The following is a 12,388-nucleotide window of genomic DNA, read 5'->3' on the forward strand; positions in this document are numbered from 1 at the left end:
GCCCTTGTGTCAATGCATTTTATTGAGCGCCATCATGATCGGGCTGTGGATAAGTCGTGGATGAAGCGGTACAATCGCTCCTCGTTCTCTTTTGAAAACATCACCGTTTCCGTCGTGAGCCTCCAGTGCGGGGCTGTATTGTGTATGAGCAAATCACGGCGAACAGGATACCCCTATGTCTGTGCTGGAAAATTGCTGGCCCCACTGCCTTACTGAGTTGGAGCGTCGTTTGGGCGCGGACCAGTTTCGTATTTGGATTAAACCGCTTACGGTTGAAATGACCGATGAGGGTTTAAACCTGATCGTGCCTAATCAGATTTTTTTACAATTTATCCGTGATCGTTATCTTGGGATGATTGAAGAAGCCGCTGCGGCTTTTGCCGAAGGTGGTGATGCGCCGGTTATTGCTTTGCGTGTTGGTGTAATGCCAAGACCGGTGGCTGCGTTACAAGCCAGTAGCCAAGAGGGTGGTGCTGCTAAGCCTGTGCCCGCCAAAGCGGTGATCAGCGTTTCTGCGGCCAATCACGAAACCACGCGGCTTAATCCTAACTTTACTTTTGAAACGCTGGTTACTGGTAAAGCCAACCAGTTGGCGCGCGCTGCGGCTATCCAGGTAGCAGAGAACCCAGGAGTAAGCTACAACCCGCTATTTGTGTATGGTGGTGTGGGCCTGGGTAAGACTCACTTGATTCAATCTATTGGTAACTATGTGCATCAGCGCAATCCTGGTGCAAAGATTCGTTATATCCACGCCGAAAAATACGTGCAAGACGTGGTGCGCGCTTACCAGCACAAAGCGTTTGATGAGTTTAAGCGTTACTACCATTCGCTAGATTTACTACTGATCGACGATATTCAGTTTTTTGTGGGTAAAGATAAAACCCAAGAAGAATTTTTCTACGCCTTTAACGCATTAGTTGAAGCGCACAAGCAAATTATTATTACCTCAGATCGCTATCCAAAAGAAATTGATGGGCTGCAAGAGCGCCTAACTTCGCGCTTCTCGTGGGGGCTAACGGTTGCTATTGAGCCGCCTGAGCTAGAAATGCGCGTGGCAATTCTGATGAAAAAGGCCGAGCGTGAAAACTTTAAGCTTGATGCCAATGTGGCGTTTTTTGTGGCAAAACATATCCGCTCTAATGTGCGCGAGCTTGAAGGTGCGCTGAAACGGGTATTGGCTTATTCGCGCTTTACCAATCAGCCGATTACACTAGATGCAGCTAAAGAAGCGCTAAAAGATATTTTAGCGTCTGGTAGCCGTCAGGTTTCGGTAGAAAATATTCAGAAAACTGTCGCAGATTTTTATAAAATCAAGATTGCAGACATGCACTCTAAAAAGCGCACTCGTGATATTGCAAGGCCAAGGCAAATTGCCATGGCGCTGACTAAAGAGCTAACCCAAATGTCTTTACCGGCAATTGGTGAAGCTTTTGGCGGGCGCGATCACACTACGGTCTTACATGCCTGTCGTACCATTGAAGAAATGCGCGGTAGTGATAGCGAAATTGCTCACCAGTACGGTGTGTTGTTGCAAATGCTGCGTAGTTAATCTTTAGCGTGGCGGGTCATACCGCCGCTGCATTACCGCCTGTTTGAATACAATGTGCGTTTATGCGTTTTGTATAAATAACGGCGGGTTTTGTAAGTTTGAATGCTGCTGTGCTTATTTAACATGGCGAAGCGCCATTCATTCCCTACACATGCTGTAAATCGGTTAGAATCCTGCGGTTAAACCCATTTTTCGGAACGAGGCGCCATGCAACTCTTGCAAGCCGAACGCGATGCGCTCCTGAAGCCGCTGGCCACGGTCACCGGTATTGTTGAGCGCAGGCACACCCTGCCCATCCTCTCTAACGTGTTGATCAGGAAGGATGGTGACGCCCTGTCTTTTACCGGCACCGATCTTGAAATTCAGATCAGTAGCCGTCAGGCGGAAGGTTTTTCTGGCGATGATTTCGCCATTACAGTTGCAGCTAAAAAGCTGTCTGATATCTTGCGTGCGATTGCGGATAAAACCGTGGTGAGCATGGAAGAGGCTGATGGTCGTCTGACGATTAAGGCAGGCAAAAGCCGCTTTAATCTGCAAACGCTGCCCGCGGCTGATTTCCCGCAACTGGCAGTAGATACCAATTTGCGCGCCACAATCCGTATGCCACAGGGCCAGTTAAAAGCCCTGCTTGGCCGTACGCAATTTACGATGGCACACCAAGACATCCGTTATTACTTGAACGGCTTGTTTATGGTTACCGAAGGCAATCTACTGAAACTGGTTGCTACCGATGGCCATCGTTTAGCCTTTGCCTCGGCAGAAATTCCGGGTGATTTCGCTAAGAACGAAGTGATCTTGCCGCGCAAAACCATTTTAGAGCTGTACAAATTACTGGCCGATTCGGATGACGAAGTCACCATTGATATCGCCAGCAATCAAGTGCGCTTTGCTTTTGGCAATATTGTGATTCACAGCAAGGTAGTGGACGGTAAATTCCCCGATTACAACCGTGTGATTCCACAAAATAATGATAAAGGCCTGTTGATTGAGCGCCAGATGTTGTTAGCCTCGATGCAACGTGCTGCGATTTTATCGAACGAAAAATTCCGTGGTGTGCGCTTAGTGCTGACCGACGGCCTGCTTAAAATTATGTGTAATAACAATGAGCAGGAAGAAGCGCAGGAAGAAGTAGAAGTCGATTACAGCGGCGCGCCTTTGGATATTGGTTTTAACATCCAATATTTGCTGGACGTACTGACCAATACATCGGTTGAAACACTGCATTTCTCGTTTGGCGATGTGACTTCCTCGGTACTGGTGACTATTCCAGATAACGAGCATTTCAAATATATCGTCATGCCAATGCGCATCTAGCCTCGGTAAGTTGACGGGTAAGGTCGGGGTTGCCCCGGCCTTTTGCATTTGTAAGATGTTAGATTTATGTCTGTTGCGAAGAAGTATTCGCACTGTTTTTATGATTTTGATTGGCTTTTCTTCAAGCTTTTGGGCTTGAACATACAGCGCACATCTTTATAAAAATTTAGCTTGGTCATCAAATAGGCCAAGCTCGTATGTTGATTTAAGGAATTAGCAATGTCTGAGCAACAAGAATATGGCGCCGATAGCATTAAAATTCTGAAAGGCCTTGAAGCCGTTCGGAAACGTCCGGGCATGTATATCGGTGATACACAGGACGGCAGCGGCCTGCACCATATGGTGTTCGAAGTGCTGGATAACGCCATTGACGAGTCGTTAGCAGGGCATTGCGACACCATTAAAGTGATTATTCATGCTGATAACTCCATCAGTGTGGAAGACAACGGCCGTGGTATTCCTACTGATATCAAAGAAGACGACGAATTTAAGCGCTCTGCCGCCGAAATCGTCATGACCGAGCTGCACGCCGGCGGTAAGTTTGACCAGAATAGCTACAAGGTTTCTGGCGGCTTGCACGGTGTGGGTGTATCGGTGGTGAATGCCCTATCTGATTGGCTAAAGCTAACGATTCGCCGTAATGGCAAAGCGCACAGCATGGAGTTCCGTCAGGGCGAAGCGGTATCCCCGCTGGCCGTGATTGGCGACACCGAGCGCCGTGGTACCGAAGTGCACTTTATGGCTTCGATCGAGACGTTTGGCTTGATTGAATACCACTTCGAGATTCTGGCAAAGCGTATTCGCGAGCTGTCTTTCTTAAATAATGGTGTAAAAATCCAATTGCTGGATCGCAGCCATGGCAAAGAAGAAAACTTTGCCTATGAAGGTGGCGTAAGCGGCTTTGTGCAATATATGAACCGCAATAAATCCGTATTGCATCCGCATATCTTCCATGCGGTTGGCGAAAAAGACGGCATGATTGTAGAAGTCGCGATGCAATGGAATGATTCTTACCAAGAATCCGTGCAATGTTTTACCAATAATATCCCGCAGCGCGACGGCGGCAGCCACATGACGGCGCTGCGCCAAGTGATGACCCGTACCCTCAATCAATATATTGAGCAAAACGATCACGCCAAAAAGGCCAAGGTAGAAACCTCTGGCGACGATATGCGCGAAGGCTTGACCTGCGTGTTATCGGTAAAAATGCCTGATCCAAAATTCAGCAGCCAAACCAAAGATAAGCTGGTTTCCAGCGAAATTGGCCCAGTAGTCAGCGAAGTAATCAGCCAAGCTTTGGCTGATTTCCTCTTAGAAAACCCAAACGATGCCAAAATCATTTGCGGCAAGATTGTGGATGCAGCGCGTGCCCGCGATGCAGCTCGCCGCGCTCGTGAGCTAACCCGTCGTAAAGGCGTGTTAGATGGCCTTGGCCTGCCGGGTAAGCTGGCCGATTGCCAAGAAAAAGACCCTGCAAAATCTGAAATTTACCTCGTCGAGGGTGATTCTGCGGGTGGATCTGCCAAGCAAGGCCGCGATCGTAAGTTTCAAGCGATTCTGCCTTTAAAAGGTAAAATCCTGAACGTAGAGCGTGCACGTTTCGATAAAATGATCTCTAGCCAAGAAGTTGGCACGCTGATTACCGCGCTGGGTTGCGGCATTGGTAAAGACGATTTTAATATCGACAAACTGCGCTATCACCGCATTATTATCATGACCGATGCGGACGTGGACGGCTCGCACATCCGCACCCTGCTGCTCACCTTTTTCTACCGCCAACTGCCAGAATTGGTTGAGCGCGGCTATATCTATATCGCCCAGCCGCCACTATTCAAAATTAAGCACGGCAAGAGCGAGACTTATCTAAAAGACGAAGCAGAGCTAAAACAATACCTGCTGCGCCAAGCCTTAAACGGCGCATCGCTGCTACCAAGCGCAGATGCGGAAGCGATTGCTGGCGACGCGCTAGAAAAATTGGCCCGCCAATATTTCGCCTCTGAAGCCGTGATCGACAGGCATAGCCGCTTTATCGATGCCGCAGTCTTGCAAGCCATGATCGGTTTGCCTGCATTGGCCTTGAGCACCGAAGCCGAAGCACAGCAAAGCGTTGATCTACTGACTGCTGCCTTAGAAAAAGTCGCCACCCCAAATAGCCCGCGTTACACCTTTAGCTTTAATCGCTCAGAAGAAAGCTTTGTGATCAAGGTATCCCGCCGTCAGCACGGTGTATCCACCATTCAATATCTGGATGAAGCCTTTCTGCTATCTGGCGATTACGCGCAAATGCGCAAAACCGCCGATATGTTGAGTGGCCTGCTGGGTGACGGCGCTAAAGTAAAACGTGGCGAGCAAATCCAGTCGGTGACCAACTTTAAAGACGCCATCGAATGGCTACTCGGCCTAATCCGCCGCAACGTAGCCATCCAGCGCTATAAAGGTCTGGGCGAAATGAACCCAGAACAGCTATGGGAAACCACCATGGACGTCACCGTCCGCCGCTTGCTGAAAGTAAACGTAGAAGACGCTTTGGGTGCGGATGCGGTATTTACCACTCTGATGGGAGATCAGGTAGAACCACGTCGTCAATTTATCGAACAAAACGCGCTGATTGCGCGGAATGTGGATATTTGATTTTATGGGTAATGGGTTTTAATAAATAATTAGAAATTGATTGTTGTTTTGTGCATCTTTTTAAGAGAGCCAGTTTGTAAAAACTGGCTTTTTTAAATAATGAGCAAAAATATGAATAAGCTTGTTTTATGCCGTTAATAAATATATTTCTGTAATTGTTGGAATAATTGCTAGCATCTACTGTTAGAGGCGAAGTATGAGTGTGACAGAATTTGTTAAGGGAAAGTATGGATCTGCTGCCGCGGTTTATTTGGCTCATATCCGGCGGGGAGGGGATAGTAACCAAAAAGGCACTGCATATGAAGCTTTTTACGCTGCCGCGAAAATATTTGAACTTGCTGCCAATCCATCCAACGAATTGCATGATTTTTCTATTTCAAGTCAAGATATCGCATTTGTAGATGATCTTTGTGTTCGCCAAATATCGATTAGGGCTAAAACAAATTACCAAGCAAAAAATTCATCAGGGGCTCCTGCTAATTGGGATGCTGAGATGGAGGAGCGTTTCCGCAGGCAGCTTGAAATTGATACTGAATTCCATGAAGTAAATATAAGTACTCAAGTTTTATTGGTTTCTTGCCCCATTAAAGCAAGGGATAATGAATCTAAAATTCCTAGCGATTTAAAGGAGAGGTGCTACTCTGAGTACTTTCCTTATCAGGATACAAGTACTACAAGGTTATTGTGTGATTTTCAACCCTTGCGTAGTAATCTTGAAGCGTTATGTGGCTCCAGTGATTTATCTTTGCTTGATTCTGCATTTAAGCTGGTATTGGCTATTTGGGGAACGGATGCGGATAGACCAAGGATGGTCGACGACATTTTAGGGCGTGCAAAAGCTTTGGGTAAGCCCAATATCTTTGTAGACACGGTGATTGAACGTACAGAGGTACCTAGTTGGCTTCTTGAGAAGTGCTATACTTTTAACAATGTTACTGTGCGTGTAGAATCCGCGAGTTTTATTGTTAGCTATAATGGCCTTGAAGTAGGCTTGGCTTGCAATGTTGTTACACCTGATTCAGACGAGATCGGCACACTTTCGACTCCCATGCAGTTTTTAAACTTCTTGATGAGAAAAAATGCTGCCGAAGCGCTAATAGGTACTGAGAAATAAATGATAGAGGTTCGCAATGAGTATTGATACTCGAACTTATAGCCGTTACGCCGATCAAGTAGCGAAGAAAGCACTGAATGCATTGCTTGACGCAGCAAGCGCTCCTGAGGCATATCGAGGAGCAATGGTCGTTCTTGGACGCCAACTTGGTGACGTTTTGGAGCGAGAAGTCTCTGAGGAATCTACTTGTTTAGTTGCTTCAACTGCTGAAGATGCAGATTTCTTGGCTCATGGTGTGTTAGAAACACTACAGATAAAGCATAAAAATACGTTAACTGCCGTGTTTTGGAATAATCACTATTCAATTCCTGGTGGAAGCGTTGCACCGATTGTCCATAAATTCTTACAACCAGGTTATGAAAAAGCTGACTCTTTAATTATTGTTAAGTCTGTTATCTCTGGTAGTTGTGTTGTTCGGACTAATATATTGGCTTTGATTGAGAAATTGATAAATATTAAGCATATTTATATAGTTTCTCCTGTTATGCATTCTAAGTCAGAACAAAACCTACAAGAGGAATTCCCTGAGCATATATCTAGTCTGTTTAAGTTTATTTATTTTGCAAAGGATAGTACTAAAGATGCAGATGGCGAGGTAAAGCCTGGTATTGGTGGGCAAATTTATCACCTTCTGGGGTTATCAGAGCAGCCTGCGAAGAGTAGTTTTGTGCCTGAAGTTGTTAAGCGGCTTGCTGGAATAATGTGATTATCTAAGATAATAATTGTGGTTTTTTACGATTGAGTAAATGTATTTGAATTTTTTGAAGAGTAGTCTTATTGTTGAGATAGTCAAAAAAACCAGCTAGGCATAGCTGGTTTTTTTATTAGGCAAAGAATAGTGCAACTGCTTCGCGCTTACTTAAAGAGGCGCTTAGTGCTCAAGTCATTAAGCTGCATGATGAATTGGCTCCACCTAAGCTGCGTAAGTATGTTCCATGCTGGGCTTGAGTTACTTGATGGGTATTTGATAGATAGAGCAACAATGGTGCGGCTAATGTAAAAAGTTATTTAAAATCAATGGTTTGGTTTTTATTTTTTACTTGATGGGTATTTGATAGTTTGCTTCATGCACTGCTGCTTAAGTGAATCGTAAAGTACCTTGTCGGTTTTTTTAGACAGAACTTTTTTACTTATTTGGGTTTGTGCCAATGCAATTTGTACTGGTTTTTAGCCTTGCCGAAAAAGTAATAGACAGCAATGAGCAGTGCCTAACCCAAGGTGCTTCAACTGAATCAGCAATGTAGTCGCGCAGCCATTGGTGGGCGCGTTCGAGCTATCCGGGGATTACGCGCAAATGCGCAAAACCACTGGCATGCTGAGCGGCCTGCTGGGTGACGACGCTAAAGTAAAACGCGGCGAGCAAATCTAGTCTGTGACCAACTTTAACGTCGCCATCGAATGGCTACTGGGCCTCATCCGCAGCAACGTAGCCATCCAGAGCTGGTCTGGGCGAAATGAACCCAGAACAACTCTGGGAAACCACTATGGACGTCACCGTGCGCCGCCTGCTGAAAGTAAACGTAGAAGACGCCCTAGGCGCGGATGCCGTATTCACCACCCTGATGGGCGACCAGGTAGAACCGCGCCGTCAATTTATCGAACAGAACGCGCTGATTGCGCGGAATGTGGATATTTGATGGGTGTCGAGTGGCAAAGAAAGTGAAATATCTGCCGAGTTAATGAAAAATTAATAACTTAGAAAATGAAAAAAGCCCTCGAAATTGTGAGGGCTTTTTTTGATGCAATTTAGATACTTAAGCTTACAGTGCCGTATATTCCCTGTCGGTCTATTTGATGATGTGACGATTGCTATTTATCGAACAATTAACGAACCACTGATAGTTTCTTAAACTCAGTTGTTCGAGTCGGTACATTAATGTTAACTAATGGTCCGATTAATGCTTCAATTTCGTCAATAGGTAAACAAAGTTCCTTGGCGATATGTGATTTGGTAATTCCGTCTTTCCAGAGCATTTCTAATATTTTTTTCCATACCACTGATTTCTCTGGCTCCCGTTGTTCGGGCTCTACCGTTCGATACCCTAACATACTCATTTGTTTACAAAGATCTCGGTAATACCAGTCGCTAATAAGCTTATTGTTAAATGCTGTACGAGCCAATGCAGCCACAGATACACCCCAGCGAGCTTTTTTTTCAATTAAGTGCTTGAGGGAGTGCACTCTGGGCATGTGGCTGATTAAATCATCTTGGGGAATTAGAAAAGCAGCTGCGAACATATCAGCCTCCCGTTCTCCATTCAGATGCCCAGAGGGGGTATGTCTATGCATAAGCAGGTGACCAAGTTCATGCGCAGCATCAAAGCGTGTGCGCTCTGAAGATTTAAAAGTGTTAAGGAAGATATATGGGGTGCCATCATTCCAACATGAGAACGCATCAACATTCTTATTTCTTTCTGCCAACGTGAAAACACGAATGCCTTTAGCTTCAAAAAGGGAGAGCAGTTTTGGTATAGGTTTGGACCCTATACCCCAATGGTTCCGAACAGAGGCAGCAGCTGAAATTGAGTCGTCTTCACGTAGGTCCGGTAGGTCTGGAGCGGGCAAATCGAAACGAGCATTGATCCATTTTGTGAGGGAGAATGCAATTTGGCCTGCTCCTAAGGCGGCATCACGTTGAGCTGCACTCATTGTTGAAAGACTACGAAAGCTTGCCGCATCGGTCGTAAGTTCGTCGAAGTTTTCTCCAAAGAAAAAATCCACTGGGTATGCTAATACGCCAGCCAATGCTTGAAGAGTTTCCATTGAAGGATCTGTTGTTATCCCTGTTTCAAGTCTTGTTAGGGTGACAGCCGTGATTCCAGATCTCTCTGCCAAATTCTTTTTGGTAAGCTGCCGCCTTTTTCTGGCAAGGGCCAGCTTGCTGCAGTTAAACATACATTCTCACTTTCTTGCGACATTGACTTCAATGTCGAAGTCTTCATCATCGTCCCCATTTGAGGATGATTTAATATCAATATCTGGCTGAGGCCCTGTTTCTTCATCAAGAACAAAGATGCGCTTGCTAAAGCTTTCTAATTGGTTGCCTTCAAAAGGATTTGGTTTAGATAGCTCTGCACGTAAACGTTTTCCATCATCACTAACGCAGAACATCCAGACCGATGGGGTAACACCACGTTTGTCATTCTGGCTTTCAACAGCCGCTGGGTTAAGATTCGGTTGATCCCAAAGTTCTCCTTGGATACCTTTTTGTACTAGCTGTCGTGAACCAGCGCCTTTGCTGGATATTGCCTGAGGAGAATGGCTAGGAACGCATGCCATATCTACGTTTTGAAAGATAATTTGAACCCCTAAATCATCGTTAATTACTGTCTCAACATTATTGAAACGCCCCAACCGCCACCCTAATGGAAGGAGTGCAAGACGGAGCTGACGATTCCCATATATGTGGGCAAGCATGCCGGGAGCAAACGCCACATCAATCTCCAAAGTCGAAGCTTTAGCTGCAGAAGCAACACGGGCTACTTTTTGAGCAATACTTAAGGTGAGTCCAAGATGGGAAATTTTCAGCTCAGTATCGGCGTGTTCACTGATGACGATTGCTTGGTCCATTATCTTTCCGATGTTAATTTTTTATGGCTACATTGTAGCTGTTAAAAATTAACATGGCCAGAAGTTTAAGATCTATGATGATGAAGCAAGTAGGGTGGGTTAAGCTTACGAAGTCCAACAGTGCATATAATCTGTGGCGGTTAAGATGTTTGTAAATTGGCAAGAAAGGTTAATGAAAATGTCTGAAACAAGTGGCATAAAGAAGCAAGCTCCACTCGCCGGTGAGTTTTTGCTCTACGAAACCAGCGATGGGCGTACTCGTGTTGAGTGTCGTTTTGTTGAAGATACGCTGTGGTTAACTCAGGCGCTGATGGCTGAGCTTTTTCAAGTGAAAGTGCCAACGATCAATGAGCATTTGAAAACCTTGTATGCCGATGCGGAACTGCAGCCTGAGGCAACTATTAGGAAATTCCTAATAGTTCGTTCCGAGGGGTCCCGCCAAGTCAGCCGCAACCTTGATCACTACAACCTCGATGCCATCCTTGCCGTGGGCTACCGCGTTCGCTCTGCCCGTGGTACGCAGTTTCGGCGTTGGGCTACGGAGCGTTTGAGTGAGTATTTGATTAAGGGCTTTACGCTGGATGATGAGCGGCTGAAGAATCCGCCGGTGGCGGGGTCGGGCGTGCCGGATCGTTTTGATGAGCTGCTTGAGCGTATCCGCGATATTCGTGCCAGTGAGCGGCGGATGTATTTACGGGTGCGGGAGATTTTTGCGCTGGCGGCGGATTATTCGCCTTCGTTGGCGCAAACCTCGCAGTTTTTCCGTGTAATTCAAAATAAGCTGCATTTTGCGGTGACGGGTAAAACGGCGGCGGAGTTAATCATCGAGCGGACCGATAGCAATCAGCCGAATATGGGGCTGCAAAGTTGGAAATCTGGCCGCGTGCAAAAGGCGGATATCACCGTCGCTAAAAATTATTTGCTTGAGGCAGAAATTAGCGAGCTAAACCGGATTGTGGTGATGTGGCTGGATTACGCCGAAGACCAAGCCTTACGCCGTAAAGAGGTTTTTTTAAAAGATTGGGAAGATAAGTTGAATGCCTTTTTGGCTTTTAACGAGCGGGATGTGTTGCCAGATGCGGGTTCTGCGTCTAAACAGCAGGCAGACGCACATGCCGAGGTGGAGTATCAGCAGTTTGCGGCTCAGCGGCGAGCTTTGCTAGAGGCTGAGGGCGAGCATTTGCAGATCAGTGTGTTGGAAGACATGGCAGAGCAGCTGCCTTTAAATAAAACAGGAAACAAGCATGAGTGATATTCAGCTTTTTCAACTTTCCCAGCATAAAGCGCTGCGCTTAAAGGGCCGTGCTTCAGATTTGGAAAAGCCGCTACAAACACTGATTGAGCGCAATTTAGACGTTTTGCTGGGGGTGCGGTTTTTGGCCTCTGAATATGCGACGGGTAAAACGCATGGTGGGCGGATTGATACGCTGGGCTTGGATGAAAATAATTGCCCAGTGATTATTGAATACAAGCGTTCGCAATCTGAAAGCGTGATTAATCAGGGTCTGTTTTATTTAAACTGGCTGATGGATCATCAGGCGGAATTCAAGCTCTTGGTGATGGAGCGCTATGACAAGCCGTTGGCGGATGCTATTGATTGGAGCGGGCCTCGGGTGATTTGTATTGCGTCTGATTTTACCAAGTACGATGAGCATGCCGTGCAGCAAATGAACCGGCAGATTGAGCTGGTGCGTTATCGTTTATTTGGAGAAGATTTATTGCTGCTAGAGGCTGCCAATACCCCCAATGTGCAATCTGTAGTGCCCGCCCACACCTTAGTTAAACCGCGTGGCACGGATAAAAGTATGGCTGAGTTATTGCCAGAGCTAAGCCCTGAGCTGCGCGAGATTTTGGCGTCTTTAGAGGGCTATATCTTGTCGCTGGGGGACGATGTGCAGCGGCGAGAGTTAAAGCTTTATTACTCATTTAAACGGCTTAAGAACTTTGCTTCCATTGTTTTGCAAAAGGGCCGTTTATTATTATTTTTGCATTTAGACCCAAGTTTGCACGCCATGCCGAGTAATGGCCGAGATGTCAGTGATATTGGCCATTGGGGGACTGGAAATCTAGAGCTGAGTATTGCAAGCCAACAAGACTTTGATGTGGCCAAGGTCTTTATTTTTAAGGCCTATGAGCAGTAAGTGCGATGAGCTGCTAAACCCATAATTCTAACCACTTCTGTGGCGCTTCGCCTGCTCATTTTTATGACC

10 protein-coding genes and 1 pseudogene are annotated in these 12,388 nt (G+C 46.1%); 9 read left to right on the forward strand and 2 right to left on the reverse strand.

All coding sequences use genetic code 11. The features are described from left to right. The first annotated feature begins 175 nt into the window (after nt 1-175). The 7 genes and pseudogenes from dnaA to C1H71_RS21940 form a co-directional block, all read left to right on the forward strand. Nucleotides 176-1,549 (forward strand): chromosomal replication initiator protein DnaA, encoded by a 1,374-nt coding sequence (dnaA, locus tag C1H71_RS09810; protein ID WP_130106397.1) that lies wholly within the window; start codon nt 176-178, stop codon nt 1,547-1,549. 207 nt (nt 1,550-1,756) lie between these two features. Then, nucleotides 1,757-2,863: a DNA polymerase III subunit beta gene (gene dnaN / locus C1H71_RS09815; protein ID WP_130106398.1), complete on the forward strand. Its 1,107-nt coding sequence runs from the start codon at nt 1,757-1,759 to the stop codon at nt 2,861-2,863. A 219-nt stretch (nt 2,864-3,082) separates the two neighbouring features. Further along, a complete protein-coding gene (gene gyrB, locus C1H71_RS09820) occupies nt 3,083-5,494 on the forward strand; it encodes a DNA topoisomerase (ATP-hydrolyzing) subunit B (RefSeq protein ID WP_130106399.1) in 2,412 nt (803 codons plus the stop codon). Nucleotides 5,495-5,690: 196 nt separating this feature from the next. Beyond that, a complete protein-coding gene (locus C1H71_RS09825) occupies nt 5,691-6,608 on the forward strand; it encodes a hypothetical protein (RefSeq protein ID WP_130106400.1) in 918 nt (305 codons plus the stop codon). 16 nt (nt 6,609-6,624) lie between these two features. Continuing rightward, nucleotides 6,625-7,314, forward strand: a complete 690-nt coding sequence (locus C1H71_RS09830; RefSeq protein ID WP_130106401.1) for a hypothetical protein — start codon at nt 6,625-6,627, stop codon at nt 7,312-7,314. Between the two features lie 552 nt (nt 7,315-7,866). Beyond that, nucleotides 7,867-7,977: a hypothetical protein gene (locus C1H71_RS21935; RefSeq protein ID WP_188053702.1), complete on the forward strand. Its 111-nt coding sequence runs from the start codon at nt 7,867-7,869 to the stop codon at nt 7,975-7,977. A 67-nt stretch (nt 7,978-8,044) separates the two neighbouring features. Next, a pseudogene (locus C1H71_RS21940) lies at nt 8,045-8,245 on the forward strand (hypothetical protein); the annotation flags it as partial. A 187-nt stretch (nt 8,246-8,432) separates the two neighbouring features. On the opposite strand, the gene C1H71_RS09840 reads toward C1H71_RS21940, so the two are convergent. After that, nucleotides 8,433-9,503 carry a helix-turn-helix domain-containing protein gene (locus C1H71_RS09840; RefSeq protein ID WP_130106403.1) on the reverse strand — a complete coding sequence of 357 codons (1,071 nt, stop codon included), beginning with the start codon at nt 9,501-9,503 and terminating at the stop codon, nt 8,433-8,435. A 6-nt stretch (nt 9,504-9,509) separates the two neighbouring features. Further along, complete coding sequence (locus tag C1H71_RS09845) at nt 9,510-10,178, reverse strand: hypothetical protein (protein WP_130106404.1); 669 nt, start codon at nt 10,176-10,178, stop codon at nt 9,510-9,512. 178 nt (nt 10,179-10,356) lie between these two features. Here C1H71_RS09845 and C1H71_RS09850 point away from each other — a divergent pair, with 178 nt between their 5' ends. Further along, nucleotides 10,357-11,430, forward strand: a complete 1,074-nt coding sequence (locus C1H71_RS09850) for a virulence RhuM family protein (protein WP_130106405.1) — start codon at nt 10,357-10,359, stop codon at nt 11,428-11,430. Then, nucleotides 11,423-12,319, forward strand: a complete 897-nt coding sequence (locus C1H71_RS09855) for a DUF5655 domain-containing protein (RefSeq protein ID WP_130106406.1) — start codon at nt 11,423-11,425, stop codon at nt 12,317-12,319. The genes C1H71_RS09850 and C1H71_RS09855 overlap by 8 nt, the downstream gene beginning before the upstream one ends. The last annotated feature ends 69 nt before the right edge of the window (nt 12,320-12,388 follow it).

Source organism: Iodobacter fluviatilis (assembly GCF_004194535.1).
Taxonomy (GTDB): Bacteria; Pseudomonadota; Gammaproteobacteria; order Burkholderiales; family Chitinibacteraceae; genus Iodobacter; species Iodobacter fluviatilis_A.

What these genes read in the sequence shown, in the direction of transcription:
- dnaA (WP_130106397.1), top strand. Translation starts at nt 176, where the DNA reads ATGTCTGTGCTGGAAAATTGCTGGCCCCACTGCCTTACTGAGTTGGAG.
- dnaN (WP_130106398.1), top strand. Translation starts at nt 1,757, where the DNA reads ATGCAACTCTTGCAAGCCGAACGCGATGCGCTCCTGAAGCCGCTGGCC.
- gyrB (WP_130106399.1), top strand. Translation starts at nt 3,083, where the DNA reads ATGTCTGAGCAACAAGAATATGGCGCCGATAGCATTAAAATTCTGAAA.
- C1H71_RS09825 (WP_130106400.1), top strand. Translation starts at nt 5,691, where the DNA reads ATGAGTGTGACAGAATTTGTTAAGGGAAAGTATGGATCTGCTGCCGCG.
- C1H71_RS09830 (WP_130106401.1), top strand. Translation starts at nt 6,625, where the DNA reads ATGAGTATTGATACTCGAACTTATAGCCGTTACGCCGATCAAGTAGCG.
- C1H71_RS09840 (WP_130106403.1), bottom strand. Translation starts at nt 9,503, where the DNA reads ATGTTTAACTGCAGCAAGCTGGCCCTTGCCAGAAAAAGGCGGCAGCTT.
- C1H71_RS09845 (WP_130106404.1), bottom strand. Translation starts at nt 10,178, where the DNA reads ATGGACCAAGCAATCGTCATCAGTGAACACGCCGATACTGAGCTGAAA.
- C1H71_RS09850 (WP_130106405.1), top strand. Translation starts at nt 10,357, where the DNA reads ATGTCTGAAACAAGTGGCATAAAGAAGCAAGCTCCACTCGCCGGTGAG.
- C1H71_RS09855 (WP_130106406.1), top strand. Translation starts at nt 11,423, where the DNA reads ATGAGTGATATTCAGCTTTTTCAACTTTCCCAGCATAAAGCGCTGCGC.